This is a genomic window from Salinimicrobium maris (assembly GCF_049680855.1).
GTDB lineage: Bacteria > Bacteroidota > Bacteroidia > Flavobacteriales > Flavobacteriaceae > Salinimicrobium.
Genome location: NZ_JBMPGS010000002.1, coordinates 1,043,269 through 1,065,140, shown reverse-complemented (window position 1 = coordinate 1,065,140; position 21,872 = coordinate 1,043,269). Strand labels below are relative to the sequence as shown.

At 40.0% G+C, this 21,872-nt stretch carries 24 protein-coding genes; 14 read left to right on the top strand and 10 right to left on the bottom strand.

Going from position 1 to position 21,872, the window contains the following annotated elements; all coding sequences use genetic code 11:
* The first annotated feature begins 1 nt into the window (after position 1).
* Genes ACOV1Q_RS10330 through ACOV1Q_RS10300 form a run of 7 tightly spaced genes read left to right on the top strand, consistent with a single transcriptional unit; the run spans position 2 to position 6,127 of the window.
* Entirely contained in the window at positions 2–1,498 is a 1,497-nt protein-coding gene (locus ACOV1Q_RS10330) for a phytoene desaturase family protein (RefSeq protein ID WP_424494300.1), read from the top strand.
* Positions 1,482–2,318, top strand: a complete 837-nt coding sequence (locus tag ACOV1Q_RS10325) for a phytoene/squalene synthase family protein (RefSeq protein WP_424494299.1) — start codon at positions 1,482–1,484, stop codon at positions 2,316–2,318. The genes ACOV1Q_RS10330 and ACOV1Q_RS10325 overlap by 17 nt, the downstream gene beginning before the upstream one ends.
* Positions 2,315–2,806 carry a hypothetical protein gene (locus ACOV1Q_RS10320; protein WP_424494298.1) on the top strand — a complete coding sequence of 164 codons (492 nt, stop codon included), beginning with the start codon at positions 2,315–2,317 and terminating at the stop codon, positions 2,804–2,806. The genes ACOV1Q_RS10325 and ACOV1Q_RS10320 overlap by 4 nt, the downstream gene beginning before the upstream one ends.
* Positions 2,807–2,837: 31 nt before the next feature.
* On the top strand, positions 2,838–3,302 hold the full coding sequence (locus ACOV1Q_RS10315; protein WP_424494297.1) for a sterol desaturase family protein: 465 nt from the start codon (positions 2,838–2,840) through the stop codon (positions 3,300–3,302).
* Positions 3,299–3,994: a lycopene cyclase domain-containing protein gene (locus ACOV1Q_RS10310; RefSeq protein WP_424494296.1), complete on the top strand. Its 696-nt coding sequence runs from the start codon at positions 3,299–3,301 to the stop codon at positions 3,992–3,994. The genes ACOV1Q_RS10315 and ACOV1Q_RS10310 overlap by 4 nt, the downstream gene beginning before the upstream one ends.
* A 47-nt stretch (positions 3,995–4,041) precedes the next feature.
* Positions 4,042–4,827, top strand: coding sequence for a tryptophan-rich sensory protein (locus ACOV1Q_RS10305; protein ID WP_424494324.1), 786 nt, complete (start codon positions 4,042–4,044; stop codon positions 4,825–4,827).
* A complete protein-coding gene (locus ACOV1Q_RS10300; protein ID WP_424494295.1) occupies positions 4,802–6,127 on the top strand; it encodes a cryptochrome/photolyase family protein in 1,326 nt (441 codons plus the stop codon). Before ACOV1Q_RS10305 ends, ACOV1Q_RS10300 begins: the two co-directional genes overlap by 26 nt.
* On the opposite strand, the gene ACOV1Q_RS10295 is transcribed toward ACOV1Q_RS10300, so the two are convergent.
* From ACOV1Q_RS10295 to ACOV1Q_RS10270, 6 genes are read right to left on the bottom strand one after another with little or no spacing between them, the layout of a single operon-like run.
* Complete coding sequence (locus tag ACOV1Q_RS10295; RefSeq protein WP_424494322.1) at positions 6,122–7,450, bottom strand: DUF58 domain-containing protein; 1,329 nt, start codon at positions 7,448–7,450, stop codon at positions 6,122–6,124. The genes ACOV1Q_RS10300 and ACOV1Q_RS10295 overlap by 6 nt on opposite strands.
* 4 nt (positions 7,451–7,454) lie before the next feature.
* The gene (locus tag ACOV1Q_RS10290; protein ID WP_424494294.1) at positions 7,455–8,453 is read right to left on the bottom strand and encodes an AAA family ATPase; all 999 of its coding nucleotides are present in this window, start codon (positions 8,451–8,453) and stop codon (positions 7,455–7,457) included.
* Complete coding sequence (locus ACOV1Q_RS10285) at positions 8,453–9,655, bottom strand: DUF4350 domain-containing protein (protein WP_424494293.1); 1,203 nt, start codon at positions 9,653–9,655, stop codon at positions 8,453–8,455. The genes ACOV1Q_RS10290 and ACOV1Q_RS10285 overlap by 1 nt, the downstream gene beginning before the upstream one ends.
* Positions 9,639–10,409 carry a DUF4129 domain-containing protein gene (locus ACOV1Q_RS10280; RefSeq protein ID WP_424494292.1) on the bottom strand — a complete coding sequence of 257 codons (771 nt, stop codon included), beginning with the start codon at positions 10,407–10,409 and terminating at the stop codon, positions 9,639–9,641. Before ACOV1Q_RS10280 ends, ACOV1Q_RS10285 begins: the two co-directional genes overlap by 17 nt.
* Positions 10,410–11,288: a hypothetical protein gene (locus ACOV1Q_RS10275; RefSeq protein WP_424494291.1), complete on the bottom strand. Its 879-nt coding sequence runs from the start codon at positions 11,286–11,288 to the stop codon at positions 10,410–10,412.
* The gene (locus tag ACOV1Q_RS10270) at positions 11,263–12,243 is read right to left on the bottom strand and encodes a stage II sporulation protein M (protein ID WP_424494290.1); all 981 of its coding nucleotides are present in this window, start codon (positions 12,241–12,243) and stop codon (positions 11,263–11,265) included. The genes ACOV1Q_RS10275 and ACOV1Q_RS10270 overlap by 26 nt, the downstream gene beginning before the upstream one ends.
* 35 nt (positions 12,244–12,278) lie before the next feature.
* Between ACOV1Q_RS10270 and ACOV1Q_RS10265 the strand changes: the two genes are divergently transcribed.
* Complete coding sequence (locus tag ACOV1Q_RS10265) at positions 12,279–12,992, top strand: RDD family protein (protein WP_424494289.1); 714 nt, start codon at positions 12,279–12,281, stop codon at positions 12,990–12,992.
* Here ACOV1Q_RS10265 and ACOV1Q_RS10260 read toward each other — a convergent pair whose 3' ends face one another.
* Positions 12,993–13,727 (bottom strand): peptidylprolyl isomerase, encoded by a 735-nt coding sequence (locus ACOV1Q_RS10260; protein ID WP_424494288.1) that lies wholly within the window; start codon positions 13,725–13,727, stop codon positions 12,993–12,995.
* Here ACOV1Q_RS10260 and ACOV1Q_RS10255 point away from each other — a divergent pair.
* Positions 13,726–14,367: an NUDIX hydrolase gene (locus tag ACOV1Q_RS10255; RefSeq protein WP_424494287.1), complete on the top strand. Its 642-nt coding sequence runs from the start codon at positions 13,726–13,728 to the stop codon at positions 14,365–14,367. The two genes, ACOV1Q_RS10260 and ACOV1Q_RS10255, sit on opposite strands and share 2 nt — an antisense overlap.
* 47 nt (positions 14,368–14,414) lie before the next feature.
* Positions 14,415–15,218 (top strand): lysophospholipid acyltransferase family protein, encoded by an 804-nt coding sequence (locus ACOV1Q_RS10250; protein ID WP_424494286.1) that lies wholly within the window; start codon positions 14,415–14,417, stop codon positions 15,216–15,218.
* 39 nt (positions 15,219–15,257) lie between these two features.
* On the opposite strand, the gene ACOV1Q_RS10245 is transcribed toward ACOV1Q_RS10250, so the two are convergent.
* The 3 genes from ACOV1Q_RS10245 to ACOV1Q_RS10235 are packed head-to-tail and all read right to left on the bottom strand — an operon-like array spanning position 15,258 to position 16,878.
* The gene (locus tag ACOV1Q_RS10245; protein WP_424494285.1) at positions 15,258–15,701 is read right to left on the bottom strand and encodes a hypothetical protein; all 444 of its coding nucleotides are present in this window, start codon (positions 15,699–15,701) and stop codon (positions 15,258–15,260) included.
* 37 nt (positions 15,702–15,738) lie between these two features.
* Positions 15,739–16,377: a DUF8845 family protein gene (locus ACOV1Q_RS10240; protein ID WP_424494284.1), complete on the bottom strand. Its 639-nt coding sequence runs from the start codon at positions 16,375–16,377 to the stop codon at positions 15,739–15,741.
* A 6-nt stretch (positions 16,378–16,383) separates the two neighbouring features.
* The gene (locus ACOV1Q_RS10235; protein ID WP_424494283.1) at positions 16,384–16,878 is read right to left on the bottom strand and encodes an RNA polymerase sigma factor; all 495 of its coding nucleotides are present in this window, start codon (positions 16,876–16,878) and stop codon (positions 16,384–16,386) included.
* Between the two features lie 125 nt (positions 16,879–17,003).
* Between ACOV1Q_RS10235 and ACOV1Q_RS10230 the strand changes: the two genes are divergently transcribed.
* The 4 genes from ACOV1Q_RS10230 (at position 17,004) to ACOV1Q_RS10215 (ending at position 21,808) form a co-directional block, all read left to right on the top strand.
* Complete coding sequence (locus tag ACOV1Q_RS10230) at positions 17,004–18,314, top strand: NAD(P)/FAD-dependent oxidoreductase (protein WP_424494282.1); 1,311 nt, start codon at positions 17,004–17,006, stop codon at positions 18,312–18,314.
* 133 nt (positions 18,315–18,447) lie between these two features.
* Entirely contained in the window at positions 18,448–20,604 is a 2,157-nt protein-coding gene (locus tag ACOV1Q_RS10225) for a TonB-dependent receptor (RefSeq protein ID WP_424494281.1), read from the top strand.
* Between the two features lie 112 nt (positions 20,605–20,716).
* On the top strand, positions 20,717–21,136 hold the full coding sequence (locus ACOV1Q_RS10220; protein WP_424494280.1) for a DUF2141 domain-containing protein: 420 nt from the start codon (positions 20,717–20,719) through the stop codon (positions 21,134–21,136).
* Positions 21,137–21,160: 24 nt separating this feature from the next.
* The gene (locus tag ACOV1Q_RS10215; protein ID WP_424494279.1) at positions 21,161–21,808 is read left to right on the top strand and encodes a hypothetical protein; all 648 of its coding nucleotides are present in this window, start codon (positions 21,161–21,163) and stop codon (positions 21,806–21,808) included.
* Positions 21,809–21,872 lie beyond the last annotated feature (64 nt).

Genomic DNA, 21,872 nt, shown 5'->3' with positions numbered 1-21,872 from the left:
AATGGCTAAAATAGCAGTAATTGGTTCGGGTTTTTCAGGATTAAGTGCGGCGGCATATCTTTCTTCTGAAGGTCATGAGGTACATATCTATGAGAAAAATTCCAGTGGTGGCGGCCGTGCCCGGCAGTTTGAAACTTCAAATGGTTATACTTTTGATATGGGCCCCAGCTGGTATTGGATGCCCGATGTATTTGAAAAGTTCTTTGGAGATTTCGGGTATTCTGTAAAGGATCTATATGATCTAAAGTTGCTGGATCCTGCGTTTGAAATCATTTTTGATAAGAAAGAAACGCTTCCGGTACCAGACGACTTTTCTAAACTCTGTGAACTTTTTGACTCTATAGAAGAAGGCAGCTCAAAGAAATTGATGGCCTTTATGAAAGAAGCAAAATTCAAGTATGACAAAGGCATGAAAGACCTGGTTTATATGCCGGGGCTTTCTTTAACCGAATTTGCCGATGTAGATTTCATAAAAGGTGCTTTTAGGCTTCAGGTTTTTTCTTCCTTTAGTAAACATATTCGAAAATACTTTTCAAACCCGAAGTTGATTGCATTAATGGAATTTCCGGTGTTGTTTCTGGGGGCGATGCCACAAGACACTCCGGCGCTTTACAGCCTCATGAATTATGCAGGATTGACCCTTGGAACCTGGTACCCCATGGGTGGCTTTGGTAAAGTTATAGAAGCAATGATGAAGGTGGGAAAAGAGAAAGGTGTGCAATTCCACTTTAACGCTGCCGTTGAAGAGATTCTTGTTCAGAACAGAAAAGCAAGCGGAATTAAAGTGAATGGCACTGAATTAAAATTTGATGCTGTGGTCGCTGCTGCAGATTATCATCACGTGGAAAAGGAGTTATTACCGGCTTCTCTCCGGAATTACAGTGAATCTTACTGGGATTCCAGGACGTTGGCTCCCTCGTGCCTGATTTATTATTTAGGTCTTTCCAAAAAGCTGAAAAATATCAGGCATCACACCCTCTTTTTTGAAGAGGAACTTTTTCAGCATTCAGAAGAAATTTACAAGCATCCAAAATGGCCTGAGAAGCCTTTATTTTATGTCTGTTGTCCTTCTCAAAACGATAACAGCGTTGCGCCCGAAGGCCACGAAAACCTATTTTTACTTATGCCCCTTGCACCGGGGCTGGAAGATGGTGAAGAGTTGCGGGAGAAATATTATAAGATCATGATGCAGCGCCTGGAAGATCAGGTGGGGGAAGAAATTGAACAATTTGTAGATTACAAGAGAAGTTATTGTGTGAGTGATTTTATTGCAGATTATCATTCGTACAAAGGAAACGCCTACGGACTGGCAAATACCCTACGCCAAACAGCTGTACTCAAGCCAAAGATCAGAAATAAGAAGGTCAGGAACTTATTTTATGCGGGGCAGTTAACAGTGCCAGGACCAGGCGTACCGCCATCCCTTATTTCCGGTAAAATAGCCGCAGAACAATTAATGAAATACCTCAAAAATCAGAAGAATGAAGTCACTGTATGATAATTTGTCGGCGCAGGTCAGCAAATGTACTACCCAAACCTATAGCACCAGTTTTTCACTCGGCATCTACTTTTTGCACAGCCGGTTAAGAGGTGCTATTTATGCCATTTATGGTTTTGTGCGCCTAGCTGATGAAATCGTAGATAGCTTTGAGGGATATGACCAGGAGTATATGCTGTCCCAGTTAAAAATAGATACTTATGAGGCTTTAGAGCATAAAATTTCTGTAAATCCAATTCTGAATTCTTTTCAGCAGGCGGTACATGACTATAATATTAATGTGGAGCTCATCGAAAAATTTTTGAATAGCATGGAAATGGACCTGAAAAAGGTTGATTATACGCCGGAGAAGTACAAGGAATACATTCTTGGTTCTGCAGAAGTGGTGGGGCTTATGTGTCTTCATGTCTTTACCGAAGGAAATATGAAGCAGTACCATGAGCTGGAGGATTATGCCATGAAACTTGGTGCTGCTTTTCAAAAAGTGAACTTTCTAAGGGATTTAAAAGAAGATTATCAATCCCTTGGAAGAAGCTATTTTCCCGATGTTGACCTTTCCAATTTTTCGAAAGTGGAAAAACAAAAAATAGAGGAGGAGATTGAAGAAGATTTCGTCATTGCACTCTGTGGAATAAGAAAGTTGCCGGCTTCTTCTAAAGGGGGAGTTTACCTGGCCTATGTTTACTATCGCGCATTATTTAATAAGATCAAAAAATTACCTGCACAACGCATCATGCAGGAAAGGATACGTATTAATAATGGGAAAAAAATGCAGCTAATGCTAAACAGCCTGGTAGAATGTAAGATGAGAATCGTATGAAGTTTTTGATGTTAATCTTCTTATTTAGTCTTCATTCAGGTTCGGCAGATCCAGATCTTGATGAGATAAGAGCTCTGTATAAGCAGGCACCTGGAAATGAGCAAGCTTGTGAGAAAATGATCAGCATTTTAGAACCTTTTGAAAAAGAGCCTCTTTGGCTGGGGTACAAAGGAGTGGCAACTATGATCATGGCAAAGCATGTTTTTAGTCCGTTTAAGAAAATGTCACTTTTTAAAGAAGGAAAAGGAATATTGAATGATGCAATTGAAATGGACCGGGATAATGTGGAATTGAGGTTTTTGAGATATTCGGCCCAAACCCAGGCACCTTCATTTTTAAGTTATAAAGACGATGTGGAAGAAGATCAACAGTTCTTGATCAATAGGCTTTCTAATATGGAGGATCTTAGCCTAAAAAATGCTGTTCTTGACTTTCTTATGGAGAATGACGCTCTCTCAACCAGAGAGAAAGAAATGATAAAAAATTGAGAAATAAATCAGATTTTAGTAAATTAAACTTATGGCAGTTTTTTTTGATATACTCATAGTTCTGGCAGCTTTTCTGGCAATGGAAGGTATTGCCTGGTTTACACATAAGTATATTATGCATGGCCTGCTTTGGACTCTGCATAAAGATCATCACAAAAAAGAATCTTCAGGTTTTTTTGAACACAACGACTTCTTTTTTTTAATTTTTGCAATTCCGGGAATTCTATGTCTTTATTTCGGAATGGAAAATGGGTATAATTACCTGTTCTGGATTGGGCTGGGAATTACGCTATATGGAATAGCTTATTTTGTAGTTCACGACATTTTTATTCATCAAAGATTCAAATTACTTCGCAAAGCAGATAACCCGTATTTCAAAGGGATAAGAAGAGCCCATAAAATGCACCATAAGCATATTGGTAAGGAAGACGGAGAGTGTTTTGGAATGCTTTGGGTACCGGTGAAATATTTTCAGGGACAAAAAACAGGAAAATGAATTTCACCTATCTGCTGGTCAATTTCCTGACTATTATTATTCCCTTTCTTTTCTCATTTCACCCCAAGCTTAATTTCCATAAAACCTGGGGTGCTTTTTTCCCGGCTGTATTTATTTCAGGAATTATTTTCATAGCCTGGGATATTTATTTTACCCATCTGGGTATTTGGGGATTTAATCCGCGGTACCTGGTTGGAGTGGAAATTTTTAACCTTCCCATTGAGGAAATTCTTTTTTTCTTCTGCATTCCTTACGCCTGCGTTTTTACATATCATTGCCTTGACATCTTTATGGGAGACATGCTGTGGGGAAAAACAGAAAAATTTGTCACGCTTACTTTGATCATTCTCCTTTTGGGCTTCGGAATGCTGTACTTTAATAAATTATATACTGTAACCACATTTTTGAGCTTTGCGGCGCTGCTTGCTGTTGCAAAATGGGTTCTTCGGGTGAAATGGTTGGGGAAATTCTATGTGATTTATGCTGTTTTGCTTATTCCGTTTTTCCTGGTAAATGGGGTGCTTACGGGAACGGGGATTGAGGAAGAAGTGGTATGGTACAATAGCAACGAATTTATGAACTTCAGGATTGGGACAATTCCTGTTGAAGACACTTTCTACGGAATGGAACTTATCCTGCTCAACCTATTGATTTACAAGTACATCTTAAGTAAAAGAAAAATTTTTGCATAGCTTGACATTTAAACAGGGAATTTTCTGTAAATAAAGAAAGAAAGATCATGAAAAAGTTACTTCAGGTTTCAAACGCAATTGCTTTTCTTGTGGTCGTGGTAATGAATTATCTCGCCAACACAGGAATTTTTAACGGCGATACCATGGGGAGCGTATCGGCGCAGTATGAGAATCTTTTTACGCCGGCCGGCTATGCTTTTTCCATTTGGGGATTGATCTACATTGGCCTAGCGGGTTTTATCGTTTACCAGGGAAGAAGCCTGTTTTCTGGAGCTAAAGAATCAGATGAAGTTGTAGATCAAATAGGGTGGTGGTTTGTTATTTCCTGCATTGCAAATTGCGCCTGGATTGTCACCTGGTTGTATAATTACACCGGAATTTCGGTTGTGATTATGATCGTTCTTTTATTTTCCCTCATAAAAATTATTCTGAATACAAGAATGGAACTCGATGACCTTCCGCTACCCAGCATTGCTTTCCTGTGGTGGCCTTTTTCGCTGTATTCCGGGTGGATCACGCTGGCGCTCATTGCCAACGTGGCTGCATTTCTCACTAAAATCGATTGGGATGGCTTTGGGATCTCATCTGTAACCTGGACGATCATTATGATAGGAATTGCGGGAATCTTAAATCTCATGATTACCTGGACGAGAAATATGCGGGAATTTGCACTGGTTGGTGTTTGGGGACTTGTGGGCATAGCGGTTGCGAATTGGAATGAAGCTCCTGTAGTGCAATGGTGGGCTGTGATCGTCGCCTCTATTTTATTTATCAGCAGCAGTTATCACGGGTATAAAAACAGAGAGTATGCACCTTTCAGGAAAAGAAAGTAAGAAAGACGAAATAAATATATTCTGGTTTAGGAGAGATCTTCGGTTGTTTGATAATCATGGGCTTTTCAAGGCGCTTCAAAGCGGTAAACCGGTTTTACCTGTTTTCGTGTTTGATAAAGAGATTCTGAAGACACTGGAGGACCCTGCCGATAAAAGAGTGAATTTTATATACAATACCCTGAAAGAGCTGAATGAGGAGTTGAAAAAGCAGCATTCTACAATGGTAATATTATATGATACGCCTTTAGCTGCTTTTCAAGAGCTGTCTGAAAAATTTAATATTTCCGAAGTCTTTACAAATCATGATTACGAGCCTTATGCCATAAAACGTGATACAACTGTAAAAGATTACCTATCCAAAAAGGGCATAAACTTCCGTAGTTTTAAAGACCAGGTGATTTGGGAGAAAGAGGAAGTCACAAAACCTGACGGTACTCCCTACAAGATTTTTACACCTTATTCAAAGCAATGGAAATACAATTACAAAAAGGCAGAAGCACAGCATTTTCCCAGTGAAGATCACCTCGCATCAATGTATGAGGCAGACTTTCCATTTACTGAACTTTCAAAAATGGGGTTTCAGGAGGTGAATTTGGAAGTACCCGCATTAAATACTTCTGAAGGAATTATTTCCAAATATGCCGAAACCCGTAATCTGCCGGCGATTCAAGGGACTTCTTACGCCGGAATTTATCTGAGATTTGGAACTGTAAGTGTGCGTCAACTGGTAAAAATGGCTTCAGAAGTAAGTGAAACCTGGCTCAATGAGTTGATTTGGCGAGAATTTTTTATGATGATCCTGTATCATTTTCCTGAAGTGGAACACAGCAATTTCAAAAAGAAGTATGACAAGATCCAGTGGCGGAATAATGAGCAGGAATTTGAATTGTGGTGCAAAGGAGAAACCGGTTACCCTATGGTAGATGCCGGTATGAGGCAGCTTATTAAAACGGGATGGATGCACAACCGGGTGCGCATGGTGGTGGCTGGATTTCTTACAAAACATTTGCTTATTGACTGGCGATGGGGAGAAGCATATTTCGCTCAAAAACTGCTCGATTATGAATTGGCCAGCAATAACGGGAACTGGCAGTGGGCGGCGGGTACAGGTTGTGACGCTGCGCCTTATTTTCGCATTTTTAACCCTTCAGAACAACTTAAAAAGTTTGATCCAGAGCTTAAATATGTAAAAAAATGGATCCCCAATTTTACCGCCGATTATCTTCTGCCGGTCGTGGAGCATAAATTCGCACGCCAACGAGCCCTGGAGACGTACAAAACTGCACTTCAGGAGCTATAGAAGGCCGCGTTTTTTAATTTCAAGATATTTATTGATGGTGTTCACGGTAAGATCTTCTGGCTTTGTAAGCACGGTTTGTATTCCATATTTATGAAGCTCACGAGTCATAAGCCGTTTATCATAAGCGAATTGTTCAGCAATAGTTTTGTCAAAAACTCCGGGAATAGTTGTAGCTTCTGAATTTATTATCGTCTCCAGCTCAGAATTCTCGAAAAATATCACTACGAGCAGGTGATTGCGATTTAAAGCCAATAAATAGGGTATTTGACGTTGCAGGCTGCTAATATGTTCAAAATTGGTATAAAGCATCAAAAGGCTGCGATGCGTTATCTTTCTTCTTGCATGAGCGTATAGCAGACCAAAATCGGCATCACGAAACTCGGTGTTGATATTGTATAAACTCTCCTGAATGCTGTTGAGCTGTGAGTTCTTCGAGGTGGCGGGGAGAAGATTCCCAATTTTATTGGAAAACGAGAGCATGCCCACTTTGTCTTTTTTCTTAAGTGCGATGTTGGAAAATGCCAGTGTGCTATTTATGGCGTAATCGAGTAGTTTCAGACCCTCAAAAGGCATTTTCATTGCTCGGCTGCTGTCAATAACTGAATAAACCGGTTGCGATTTTTCATCCTGAAACTGGTTCACCATCAAATCCCCCCTTTTTGCAGTAGCTTTCCAGTTGATACTGCGCACGTCATCTCCCAACACATAATCTTTAATTTGCTCAAACTCCATGGTGTGACCAATCTTCCTGATCTTTTTCATTCCGAAGAGCGAAACACGATTGTCTATGGAGAGAAAATCATATTTTTTCATTTGGATAAAAGAAGGATAAACCTTCACCATTTGCTCCTGCTGGAAAGATTCTCGTTTTTTCGCCAGCTTAATTATTGTGCTGCTGTAAACGTTCAGTTTTCCGAAGATATATTCTCCGCGCTCTACAGGACGTAAAAAATATTTAAAGGAAATGTCCTTTTTTGCAGGAATTTTAATGTGTCTTAAAAAATCCCTTTTTTGGAACTGTACAGGAATTTCATCTATGACTTCGGCATAAATATTAAAAGCCAATTTATTTCTGAGCTTTACCAAAACCAGGTTTTCATCACTGTTACTAAATTTTTCCGGAAGTATCCTTTCGGCAGTAACCGCTTGTGTTTTAAAGAGCGCAATGCAGTCAAATAAAAACAACAGTAGGAAAAGCACGGAGATCATCCATAAAACCGGGTACAATGGCGGGAACCAGTAAGAAATAAGAAATCCTACGGCCAAAGCAAAAATGGCCACAAAGAACCTTTTGTGCAGGTAGAGCGATTTTATGAATTTGATCACCTTAACGCGGAATTTCTATGGATTGTGCGATCATTTCTATGACATTCGCCGGGCTCATGCCTTCCATTTCTCTTTCAGGAGAAAGAATGATACGGTGCCCCAACACGGGAACCAACACCATTTTAATATCTTCAGGAATGACAAAATCCCGTCCTTTTATTGCGGCATAGGCTTTAGAGGAGTTCATGATGGCCAAAGAAGCTCGGGGCGATCCTCCCAGGAACAAGTGAGGATGATTTCTGGTTTTTGTGACGATTTCAGCGATGTACTGCAATAATTTTTCTTCCACTCTTATCTCCTGTATTTGCTCGCGTAGCTTTTCAAGTTTTTCCGGAGTCAGCACTGCTTTTATCTGGGTTTGTGGTGCAATTCCCTTTCTGTCATGATGCGTTTGTAATATTTTCACCTCATCTTCAAGAGATGGATATTTTACAGATATTTTGAATAGGAAACGATCTAATTGCGCCTCGGGAAGGGCATAGGTTCCTTCCTGTTCCACGGGATTTTGAGTGGCAACAACCATGAACGGCGGCGGCATTTTATATTCGTGTCCGTCAATGGTGATCTGGCGTTCTTCCATTACTTCAAAGAGTGCAGCCTGGGTTTTTGCCGGGGCTCGATTAATCTCATCAATTAAAACAATATTGGAAAAAATGGGGCCTTTTTTAAACTCAAAAGTGGAATTTTTGGCATTGAATACAGAGGTACCCAGCACGTCACTCGGCATAAGATCTGGAGTAAACTGTACCCTGCTGAAATCTGTTTCTAAAGTACGAGCGAAAAGTTTTGCTGTAATGGTCTTCGCGACTCCGGGGACACCTTCAATAAGAACATGGCCATTGGCCATTAAGCTTACGATTAAAAGTTCTATAAATTCCTGCTGCCCGATGATGAGGCCGGAAAGCTGAGATTTTAAGTTTTCTACAGATTGTTTTAGATCTTCCAGAGGAATCCTGTTGTCAAATTGCAGTTCTTCTTCTCTTATTTCTTCGTTTTCCATTATTTGTTGTTTTTAAAGTCTTCTATCGCCGAATTGAGCTTAAGCAGTTCATTTTTGTCAATGGTATTTTTGCCTTCGGTTTCCCGTATTTGAGCAAAAAGCTTTTTCACTTCTTCTTCTGAATTTCCGCTGCGCGAGGCTACTTTCTGATAGAATTCTGCATTGATTTCACTTGTGGATATTCTTAAGGTGGTACGCACAAATTCCAAAAATAATGTAATCTTTTTGGAAGCGATCTTTTTATAATCTTTTCTATCCAGGTAAAGTCCGGAAATGGTACGGGTAAAATGCACCGTCTGGTTCTCCAGTGGTTTTACAACCGGGATGCTGCGTTGTTTTCGTTTTCCTTCAAACAGTATAAATAACAAACATCCAAAAAGGGCAAAATAGTAGGCCCATTTGAGCGGTTTGTTATTCAGAAGAATGTAAAGCGGAGAAGTATGAAATGACTTTCCTGTTTTATAATATTGGTCCCAGTAAATCTTTTTCCCTTCCGGAAGGTAAGCCAGGGCCTTTTCAGCATATTCCACATTATCTTTGGTCAGCAGGAAAAAATTACTAAAAGCTTTGGGTGTGGAATGCAGAAGGATTTTTCCTTTTCCGAAGTTGAAATGAAGGTAATTTGGTTTTGGAGCTTTTATCTTTAGAGAATTCTGGTAAAAATTGGCATTTCCGAGAATTTTATACGTGGCTGAATCAGAGATTTTGAAGATGGGCAGGTAAGATTCATGATCAAAAAGATAAGCTTCTTTCTCTATAAATTTTGGATGAGCTAGTTCAACTAAAGGTTTAAAAGAAAGATCGTCTTCCGGGATGACTGCCTCGGTCGAAACTTTAAGTGTGTCCAGAATATTGGAACTAAAATTCTCAGCAGAGAGAAAAAGTGTGTTTCCCTTAGAAACCCATTCTAAGAGGTTATCAAGTTCGTCATCATCGAAATAGAGTCCATCGTTCAGGAAGAAATAGGTGCCAGTGGGCGAGTTGCTGTTTAGGAATTCATATGGAGGAATGCTGATGTTTTCAAAGTCTACAAATGAATCCTGTAGATTTTCATAAAGGACATATGAGCCAAGGGGAATTTTATCAGCTCCCGAAAAGCTCTCGTTCCAGTTTACCGGCTGTGGCTCACTGACTTCTAAGTAGGTGAGGAGCAACACAAGCAGCAGGAAAAGTGCTAAAGCTATTTTATAGGTTTTGCTCATTTCCTTTATTTATTTGTTCCTGCATTATTTCAAATTCCTTCTTTGCCCGGGGATAATTCCCGGCACTTACCGTAAAATTTCCATACCAGATAAAATCGTAGATCCTGGTTATTTGTGAAAATTGCCGGCCGAGTTCTTCTTTTTGTATTTCTATTAAATAATCCTCATCAGTCTTGGAATATTGGTAATCAATGAATCCTTTTTCGCTAAGTTTCTGAAGGACCAGAAGATAATGAAACCTTACTGCCAGCCGGTAATTACCCGCGGCCACGGCTTCTTCTATTAACTTTTGGATATTCCTGGATTGCACGATCTCTTCCTCTTCATTAATAAATACACTTGCCGCTTTTGGATCTTTAAGGTAAGAACCCGCCGGATTTAATTTAGTGAAAAGCCAGACTGCAAAAAGCAGGATTGCCGCTATGAGCAGGTAAGGAAGTGACTCGAACAGGAACAACACAAATTCATTGATGTTATGATCTCCGCTCAGCCAGTTTAAAAACTTTTGCCATTGTAAACGCAAATAACGTTTAAATCTCGTCCACCAGTTTTCCTGTACTTTTTCATCGGTATAGTCGAACTCTGGGTCTTGCTTCAGGGCGTTGATCTCTTCACGATCAAATTCCAGCGGAGCAGGTGCTGCCTCTGTTTCAGAAATGATTTCCTGTTGCCCATTTTCCGAAGTTTGGAGCATATTACCGCTATAACCATAGCAGGTAATACTTAAACACAGAAGAATGAACAGGATTCGCATTTATTGGTTTTCTGAAGTACCTAGTTGTGAAATCGTTTCATAAGTACCGGTGAAATTCTTCTTCTCATTAAGATCGTAGTATATGAAAGCCGCTGTGACGATCATTATTACCGTAAGCAAGTATTGAAACAGGGAAGAAATGACATTTACTACCACATAAACCCAGTCAAAGAGCGAGGAAGGATCTGCTGCGGAACCTTCCTGAACCATGGTAAAGGTTTTAACGAAGTAATAAAGGAACATTGGGATCTGGAAAATTAAACTGATGATGTACATTAGAATGGTCATCACCAGGAGGGTGAAAAATGTCATCCACCAGTTATCTTTTATAAGATTGAAAGATTCAGAAATAGCATCTGAAACTGAGGTTCTTCCAAAAATTAAAATCGCCGGTGCCACTGAAAGTGGTACCCAAAGGTAAATACCTGGTAATACACACAAGGCAATACCAAAGATCATCATTATCCCGGTAAGTAAGATAAGTCCTAGCAGCCCACCAAAATCACTTTTTGCTCCGGCTTTTACCTCTTCTTCTACTACGGCTCCATCATGTCTTATGTAAGAATAAATATAATGTAAAACCGTTCCATACAGCAAGACATAAAAGGCCATTAAGGATAAAGCCATTACCACTCCAGATATGATAAATGTTCCTACATCCAGGCCATCGGCCAAGTCAAAAATGGAATTCCCAAAAGTGTCCATGCTAAGATAAGAACTGTATGACAAAGCCACCAAAAGCACCAAAAATGCCGGACCTGCAATTTGGAAGATCAGTTTAAAGAGGGGCTTAAAATTTTCTCGAAGGAATTTGAAGGTATCGGTAATGATATCTCCAAGATCTCTTTGCTTTTTAAACCGAATGTAATTTTCTGTCATGTTGAGGTTGTTTGTTGAGTAGAATTGGATAAAATACGTAATAAAATAGGATAAGAATAAATGAAGTGGCAATGACCAAAATGGCCAGCCAGTCGGGCATTTCCGTATGTCGCGTCACAAATCCTTCCAGGAATCCTGCAATAATAAAGAATGGAATGGTACTAACCACTATCTTTAAACCGGCCTTTACACTTCTTACAAAAGATGTTAACCGGGTATAAGTACCTGGAAAAAGTATACCTTTTCCTACTACAAGCCCGGCGCAGGCAGCCACAATAATAACAGAAATTTCAATTGCGCCATGGATCCAGATCGTTCGGACCGATTCCCATAAAAGTCCCTGCTCATAGAAGAAATATTGAAAAGAGCCCAGCATTACTGCATTCTGCATTACAAGAAAGACGGTTCCCAGCCCCAGAAAAATTCCGAAGACAAAGGCATACAAAGCCACTCTAATGTTATTAATGGTGATTCCCAGGAACATGTCTACCTCCTCCATTTTTTTATAAACAGCCATAGGATCTTCGTTGGCAATATTTTCCAGCGTCATGTTTACATAAGCATCTCCTAAGATGGATCTTACAAAAGCTCCGTCACTCGCTGCTGAAAATGCTCCTACCGCGGTAAACAGGACGAATATTAGAAATGCTAAAAGAAGTTGTTTCTGATAGAAATAAAATTCCCTTGGAAATTCCTCCAGGAAAAAGCTTAAAAAGCGGCTTCGGGACTCTCTCTTGGTTTTGTAAATTTTTTGGTGAGCCCTTGAGGCCAGTGTGTTGAGGTACTGTAAGGTATTGCTGCGAGGATAAAAAGTCTGGGCATAGCTCAAATGATCTGTGACTTCCAGATATAATGCAGAAAGTTCATCGGGAGAAATAAACGTGTTATTTTGAAGGGCATTTTCAAATCTTAACCATTTATCCTTATTTTGCTTCACAAAAGCAGCCTCGCGCATGTACTTTTTTTATTTGTCTCAAAGAAACGTATTAAATGGATAATTTTCAAATTGAAACTGCGCAAAATATCACTATTACTCAAAATGTTGCGGGCATTGGTGAGCGCATTTTGGCCTTTCTCATAGATGGCCTTATTATGCTGGCGTATGCTATTATTCTTGCGTTTTTTCTGGGCAGTCTAGAACTTTCTGCAGGGGGGGAATGGGTTTTTATACTCGCCGTAGGTTTGCCAATCTTTCTGTACTTTTTGGTTTGGGAAACATTGTGGAATGGGCAAACTCCAGGGAAAGCTGTTCTAAAATTGAGAGTCGTAAAGTTAGACGGTGCAAAACCTGCTTTTTCAAATTTTCTGGTGAGATGGCTTTTAAGGGTAATTGATATCACCTTAACCAGTGGAAGTGTAGCAGTGGTAACGATACTATTCAATGGAAAAGGGCAACGTCTGGGAGATCTTGCCGCAGGAACAACGGTAATTTCTGAAAAACCGCAGACAAATTTCCAGCAAACCCTGCAGGTGGACATTCCCGAATCTTATACACCAAAATATCCGCAGGTGACCGTTTTAAGCGATGTCGATGTTCAAAATATTAAGAATCTTTACCAGGATTCTATCAGGAACGGTAATTATAATGTCATTCGTTCGCTTTCTGCCAAAGTTTCTGAAATTTTAGAAGTCGATCCTGAAGAAAAACCGACAGACTTCCTCAAAACAGTTATTAAAGATTACAATTACTTTACGCAGCAGTAGTTAGTCAAGAATCTCAATATCCATATAAATGTTGTTTAGCGGCCATTCACCGCTATCAACTTTCACTTTGTTGATAGTGTCAACTACCTTCATGCCGTCGGTCACTCTTCCAAACACGGTGTGATCATTGTCCAGGTGATGCGCACCACCTTCACTTTGAACAATAAAAAATTCGAATGGGGAAGAAGCTTTGGCTACATTCTGTTCGCTGTATTTTGCTGCCGAAAATGCACCTCTACTGTGCGGGTGCCCGGCTTCAAATTCACTGGGGATGAGATAATCTCCAATGTAATGTCTCTTTTTATTAGTCGAAGCATTGTCTGAATTTCCACCCTGTATCACAAAACCTTCAGCCACGCGGTGAAAATAAGTATCTTCAAAATAGTCATTTTTGACAAGGAAGATAAAGTTTGCCCTGTGCAGCGGAGTGTCATGAAAAAGCTCTACATCAATGTTCCCAAACCTGGTTTTGATCCTTATTTCGTCCTCAGGATTTTCTTTTCCATATTCTGTCATAAAAGGTATAAACTCCTCCTGTACGATCAATGGGCCTTGCGGCTTTTCCTGTTCTTCTTCAGGATTTTCTTCCGCTTCGGGTTCTTCCTCTAGAGAATTTTCTGAAGACGTTTGTATTTCCTCCGAAGTAGAACCTGCAGTTTGTTTTGAAGTTTTGTTATCTTCACAACTTGCAAAAACCAGAACGAAGCAAAATAACATTGAAAGGTGTCGAAACATGGATTTCCAGGAGTTTAAAAGTAAAAGTCCGAATTTAAAAAAAATTAAGCTTCCCGGCGAGGAAGCGCATTACAAATTGGCACCACTTTTAAGACTGAAGGAGTTGGAGCAAAAGGAAATTGAAATCAGGGATGCCAATAAAGCCGGAGTGCTGGCTGTTTTTTATCCCGATAAGTCTGAAAAAACACATTTTGTACTCATTCTTCGGAAAACTTACCGCGGCGTGCATTCAAATCAGGTTGGGTTTCCCGGCGGTCGTATGGAAGAGGGAGACAAAGATCTTGAACAAACTGCATTAAGGGAAACGGAAGAAGAAGTTGGGATTCCGCAGAAGGAAATCAAGGTTCTAAAGCAAATGACAAAAATTTATATTCCACCAAGCAATTTCTGGGTGCAGCCCTTCATGGGACTCATGGAAAAGACACCCGTGTTGATTCCGCAGGAGTCTGAAGTAGAATCGGTGCTGGAAATCGCGTTGGAAGATTTTATGAACGATTCTGCACTTACTCGTCAAAAGTTGAGTACTTCTTATGCAAAAAACATTGAGGTGCCCGCATTTATGCTTAGCGGACACATCGTTTGGGGTGCAACAGCAATGATGTTAAGTGAAATGAAGGAGGTGTTAAGACAGGTGCTGTAACCTGTGAATTAGTATCTTTGTACCGCTTTAAAAAAGAAATTGAACGTATGGGATTGTTAAAAAAGAATCCTTTTGGACATATTTTATTCCTTAAGAAATGGCTTATCCGCATTTTTGGGGTGTTGTCTCACCGGCGGTATAGAGGTTTTAATGAACTTAAAATAGAAGGCTCTGAAATTATCAAAAACCTGCCAGGTAATAATGTGCTGTTCGTTTCTAATCACCAAACCTATTTTGCCGATGTAACCGCGATGTTCCATGTGTTCAACGCCAGTCTTAGCGGGCGGGTAGATTCAATAAAGAACGTAGGCTACTTGTGGCAACCCAAGCTGAATATTTACTACGTAGCCGCAAAGGAAACCATGAATGCAGGGCTTTTAACCAGAATTATGGCTTATGCAGGCGCAATTACTGTGGAGCGCACCTGGCGGGAAAAAGGAAAAGAAGTGCAGCGGGAAGTTAATTTGAATGATACTGAAAATATCGGAACCGCTTTAAAGGACGGGTGGGTGATCACTTTCCCCCAGGGAACTACAAAACCCTTCAAACCAATAAGAAAAGGGACTGCTCACATCATAAAACAACACAAACCCATCGTTATTCCTATTGTAATCGACGGATTTAGAAGGTCTTTTGATAAAAAAGGCATCAGGATCAAAAAAAGGGGAATTCTTCAATCTTTCCAGATCAAGGAACCGCTCGTGTTTGATTATGAAAATGAAAGCATAGAGGAGATCGTGGAAAAGCTGGAATACGCTATAGAACAGCACTCTTCCTTTTTAAAAGTGATTCCGCGGGAAGAACTGGAGGCCATAGAAGAGCTTAATAAAAAACGGCAGTGGGAATATTAGGAAGAAAGCACCTCAAAAATGGCACTTTTGAATGAATTTTTAAATTACCTTGTTTTCCTTCTTTGCCCTTTCATCAAGATGTTTTCCTAACAAAAGGCCCAGGCTCATACCAATTGGTAAACCTATGGCGAGAAAGACCGTATTTCCTGTCAAGGAAGAAATAATAGAGCCTATGGGCAGGCCAAAGGCAGCCATTCCTACCGGGAGCCATAAATAAGTATAATAATTCTCCGGCACCAGCCCCGTTTTTTTCCGTACCAGCTCAAGAATGCTTTGTTGCGTATTGTGAAGGAGAACGAGCAGTTGTTTTTTGGTTCCTGTGGCTTTTTCAAGCTGCTCGAGTTCTGTATTTATAGCCACAATTACCTCTTCCGGAAGTGCGCGTTCATTTAAAGAATGAATAAGCTTCTGTAACTTTTTATATGCTTCAGCTGGTTTCTCACCGGTTTTAAAAATGGTATTTTCAGGAAGTGTTATTTTCATCGTATCGTATAGAAGATGTTGCAATTGCTATAAAACGCTACATTTCGAGCTTACTAAGTTCCTTGTAATTCCTTTTCAACTTACGCAGTAAAATTCCATAAATTAACCGGTAAAAAAGCCATACGATAGCAAGGCAAATTGCCAGCGCAATGAGCCCAATCAGGATAAATTTGATCCAATCCATAGTTTCAAAGCTGTATTTTTGGCTTTCCTCCACGGCTTCTGCGGCACGGTGATTTTTTATGGTGAAATATGAGATTACTATTGCAGAAAATGCTGTAGAGGCAAGAACATATCCAATATAAATTTTGACTGTTTTGCGGGTCTTGAGAATATTTTTCATGAGTGTTGCCGCATCATCTGTAGTTGAAATTTTCCTGTAATTCTGGTAAAACCGGTAAATAAAGAAAAATGTAATGCAGTAGCTAACGACGTAATAGACATAGGTGAAATTAACCAGGTGAAGTCGTTCCATTTCATCCCAATAAGCCTTATCGGCAAAAACAATGCTGAGAAAGGTAGACAGGAACAATTCAAGGATACTAATGATAAAGATCCATTTCACAATAGAAGAAGATCTTTTCCAAAGCATTTTATATATTTCATCAAAGGAAAGCCGTGGAAGTCCTGCTTCCTGCTTTTTCCAGTCTTGTTTTAAAATATCCAGTTCATCCATTATTTTCTACGGATTTAAAATGCTCTTTAATTTTGTTTTCACTCGGTTCATTTTCACTCTTGCATTTACCTCGGTGATCCCAAGGGTATCAGATATTTCCTTGTAAGATTGGTCTTCCAGGTATAGGAAAACCAATGCTTTATCTATATCATTTAATTGTTTTACTGCGGTGTACATTAATTTTAACTGTTGCTCTGTCTGGTCATCATACTCGTCGGCTTTTATCCTAAAACTTACAGTATCTATATCCTGCGTTTTAATATCTCGTTTGGACTTTCTATAGAGCGTTATGGCTGTGTTTAGTGCCACACGATACATCCAGGTACTAAACTTGGAATCTCCTCTAAATTTGGGATATGCTTTCCAAAGCTGTATAGTAATTTCCTGAAATAAGTCGTTGTGGGATTCCTGATCATTGGTATAAATGCGACAAATCTTATGTACAATGTTCTGGTGCTGTTCCAGATTGGTTACAAAACGATGTTCAAGTTCTTTATCCACAGATGATACTTAATCAATATATATGTATGCATTCACGGCCGAATGTTACAAAATGCCTAAAAATTTGATCTCTTGCCGCTGTTTCAAAGGGAAACAATAACTTTAAGGGAAATTATCTATTTAGTATGAATATTCCTATTTCTGAAAAGCCGAGAGTAGTAATCATAGGTGGTGGTTTTGCCGGCATGTCTTTGGCTAAAAATCTTTTAAAGGAAGATCTCCAGGTCGTATTGTTAGACAGGCATAACTATCATACCTTTCAGCCATTGCTGTACCAGGTTTCAACTTCAGGCCTGGAGCCAGATTCTATTGCATATCCTCTTCGAAAGATTACAAGGCACAGTAAAGAAGGTTACTTCAGACTTGCCGAAGTGGAATCTATTTCTCCTGAAATAAATACGCTTCATTCCAACATAGGAGATCTGGTGTACGATTATCTGGTAATTGCTACCGGTTCCAGAACAAATTTCTTCGGAAATAAAAGTATTGAGGAAAACGCGATGTGGATGAAAACCATTCCGCAGGCATTGAACATTAGAAGCCTTATCCTCGAAAACCTGGAGCAGGCGGTGATCACTCCAGATGCTGAAAAGAGAAAGGCTCTTTTAAATTTTGTTATTGCGGGCGCCGGCCCAACAGGAGTAGAATTATGCGGTGCTATTGCCGAAGTGCGAAACCATATTGTTCCCCGCGATTTCAGAGATCTTGACCCCAACGAGATTAAAATACACCTTGTGGAAGGGCTCAATAGGGTGCTGCCCCCTATGAGTGAAAAAGCTTCAAAGGCAGCGCGAAAATTTCTGGAAGAGCTTGGGGTGAAAATTCACCTTAATACAATGGTGAATGAGTATAACGGTGAAGAGGTGACTACCAATCAGGAAGGCCTTACTTTTAAAACTTCTACATTTATTTGGGCGGCCGGAGTTTCAGGGGCGCCGGTGGCAGGTTTAAATGCCTCTGCGATTGTGGAAAAGGCAGATCGTTATGAGGTAAATGTCTTTAACCAGGTAGAAGGATACGAGAATATTTTTGCCATTGGAGATATCGCCCTCATGAGGAATGAAAAATATCCCAAAGGTCACCCAATGGTTGCCCAGCCGGCAATTCAGCAGGGAAAGCACCTGGCGAAAAATATAAAGCGTTTACTTAAAAAGGAAGAATTGGCACCTTTCTCCTACAATGATAAAGGAACCATGGCTACTGTTGGAAGGAATAAAGCAGTGGTGGATCTTGGGAAATTCCAGTTTGGCGGATTCTTCGCCTGGTTCATCTGGATGTTTATCCACCTTTATTTTTTGGTAGGGTTTAGGAACAGGATTGTCACGTTCTTTAACTGGGTGTACAACTATGTTAACTTTGATAAAGCCTCCAGGCTTATCATTAGGCCTTTTAAAAGCAATAAGCGCAATCTTGAAGTAGATCAAAAAAAGGTATAAAAAAGTTTTCTTCATTTTTTAGTCTCTCCTGAATATCTATAGACTGCGGTTCATCGTTCAATTTTGACACTTCAGTAGTTAAAAGTTTCAAAAAAGGCATTTCAGTAACAACTTTGTCTTAAAACCAATCAAGATGAAGTTATTCCTATACATTTTCCTTTTTGCCTTCGGAAGCCTTTCTGCACAGCAAATTATCAACGGAAAAATCACAGACAGGCATAATGTGCCTATTGCCGGTGCCAATATTTACATTGAAGGCACTTACGAAGGAACTACCAGCACAGCCGATGGAACTTTTAGTTTCGAAACATCTCAAAAAGGGCAAAAAACGCTGATAATTTCTTATGTTTCTTATGTTCCTTTCCGCAGGCAAATGGAGATCTCACAAATGAAGGATCTAGAAATAAGCCTTCGGGAAGACGTGCAGGCGCTCGATGCGGTGGTGCTGAGTGCAGGTACATTTTCTGCTGGAGATAATTCTAAAGTTTCTGTTTTAAAGCCGCTTGATGTGGTCACCACCGCGGGTGTGGCCGGAGATTTTATCGCAGCTCTGCAAACCCTTCCGGGAACCCAAACGGTAGGGGAGGACGGCCGGCTGTTCGTACGAGGTGGAACTGCCGAAGAAACCCAGATCTATATTGACGGTCTTAGAGTTTTCCAGCCTTACACGGCTTCGCCCAACAACCTGCCATCCAGGGGAAGATATTCGCCCTTCCTGTTTGATGGCATTACCTTTTCCACAGGCGGTTATTCCGCGGAATATGGACAGGCCCTTTCCAGCGTCCTTCTTCTCAACACCATTAATGAACCCGACCAAAGCAAAACCGATGTTTCCATTATGACGGTAGGTGCGGGGCTGGGACATACTCAAAAATGGGAAAAATCATCCCTTTCCTTTAGCGCTAATTATATCAACCTCGCGCCCTATCTTGAACTGGTTTCCAATAATGAAACTGCTGAATTCACTGAACCTTTTCAAACCTTTAGCGGTGAATCGGTCTTTAGAAAGCAGTTCCAAAATGGCCTTTTTAAAGCCTATGCAGCGTACGATCAAACAGAATTTGAAGTGCTACAACCAGATATAAATAATGACCAACCCGTTCGGTTTAATCTTAAGAACCGAAACTTATATTCAAATTTAAGCTATGCGGGGAGTTTAGGGAATGGCTGGAGCATTCATCCCGGTCTTAGCCTTTCCGGGAGTAGCAATGATGTGAAAATCAATCTTGATAAAGTAGAAAATACCGAAAATGCAGCTCATTTTAAATTGAAAGTAGGAAAGAGGTTTGACAATCGCTTTAAACTGAATTTTGGAGCCGAACATCTCGTTCAGAATTTTTCTGAAAGCTACCGGGAAACCACAGGAGAGAATTATCATCTTGAGGTAAATCCTGTTATTTCTGCTGCCTTTACTGAAGCCGATCTCGTGTTCACAAAACGATTTGCAGCAAAAGTCGGGATTAGGGGATCATTCCTGCAAATGAACAATGAGCTTCAAATTTCTCCCAGGCTTTCCCTTGCTTACAAATTGAACAGGCACGGCCAGGTTTCCTTTGCTTACGGTGAATTTTTTCAGCAGCCGCAAATCAATTACCTGAAGTATGATGCTGCTTTGCAGTCGGAAAATGCAACACATTACATTCTCAATTACCAATGGACGAAACCCGGTTATACTTTTAGGGCCGAAGCCTTCTACAAGAAATATGATGACCTGGTGACCTTTGATTCTGAAGAAGCATTGTATGCTTCAGAATTTCAAAATGAAGGCCTGGGTTATGCCGGCGGACTGGATCTTTTCTTCCGGGATAATAAAACTTTCAAAAACCTGGAATACTGGGCTTCTTACAGCTTTATTGATTCTGAAAGGAAGTTCCGGAATTTTCCGAAGCAGGCAACGCCCAACTTTATTGCAACGCATTCTGCGAGCCTTGTTACTAAATACTGGATCAATGAGCTGCGAAGTCAGGTGGGTTTCACTTATAATTTTTCATCGGGAAGACCTTATGAAAATCCAAATTCTGAAGGCTTTTTGAACGAGCAAACCGGCAATTATAATAGTTTAAGCTTCAACTGGGCTTACTTGCTGAGCCGGCAAAAGATACTGTACTTTTCTGTTTCAAATATTACCGGTGCGAAGAATATTTTTGGATATGAATATGCAGAAAACCCTTCATCAAGTGGCATTTTTGAGAGGAGAGCAATCACGCAGGCCGCAGACAGGTTCTTTTTCGTGGGATTCTTCTGGACCATAAGTGCAGATAAGAAAAGCAATCAACTGGACAACCTGTAAATCTTCAGAAATGACAGTTCATCCTTCATTTTCTACAATTGAGAAAGTAAAAATTCCAAAGAGGTGTCAAAAATGGCATTTTTGAATCAGTATTAATTCTAAACCAGCTATTATGAAAAATTTAATTCTAACTACGATGTTCGCTTTAGGCTTTGTCTGCAGTGGAATTGCTCAAAACCAGGTTGAGGTGATCATTACCAATTTTGAGAATGAAAAAGGGAATGCTCTTGTGGGACTTTATAATTCTGAAGAAAGTTTCTTAGAGAACGCCTGGAAATCAAAGTCGGTTGTAATAAAAAATGGACAGGTAACTGTCATTTTTGAAGATGTACCGGACGGAACTTACGCTGTTTCAGCATTTCATGATGAAGACAGTGACCAGAAACTTGATATGTTCCTTGGGTTCTATCCCATGGAAGATTATGCCACTTCCAACAATGCACCGGCCAAATTTGGACCGCCAAAATGGGAGGATGCAAAGTTTGAACTTAAGAACGGGGAGAAAGCTGTTCAGAAAATAATAATGATGTAAAACCAACTATTTAAAACTTTAGTTATGAAAGAATTTCTATACACATGTTTAATTGGGTTAATGGCCGCATTTACAACCCACGCACAAGATCAATATGAATCTGGAATGACACAGGCTTTTAAGCTTTGGCAAGCGCAGAAACCAGTGGAAGCGGCTAATTTGTTTGAACGTATTGCAAATGCAGAGGAAGAAGCGTGGCTGCCTTATTATTATGCGGCGCAGATAAAGATTATTGAAAGCTTTTCTATGACAGATAAAAGTAAGAAGGAGCAACAGTTAAAAGGGGCCCAGGACCTTTTGAACCAGGCGATGACATATGCCGGTAAAGAAAATGTGGAAGTTGATATCTTACAAGCCATGCTGCACACTGCTTATCTTACTCTGGATCCTTCTTTCTATGGAATGAAACTTAGTCCGGTGATCAATGATATTTACACACAGGCGTTGCAAGAAGCACCTTATAATCCTCGCGTAGTATTATCAAAAGCAGAATGGGACATGGGAAGTGCGCAATTTTTTGGAGAAGATCCTGCGAAATATTGCGATGATTTGAAACGAAGCCTCAGGTTGTTTGAGGAAGATAAACCCACAGTACCATTCGAACCATCGTGGGGAAAAGACCGTGCAGAAATGTTGATTGCGCGCACTTGTGGAGACAAAAAGAAAGAATAAATACATTTTTTAATATTTTTCAAAAAAACCTGAAGTATAATATTCTTTTAAGATGAAAAAGAAG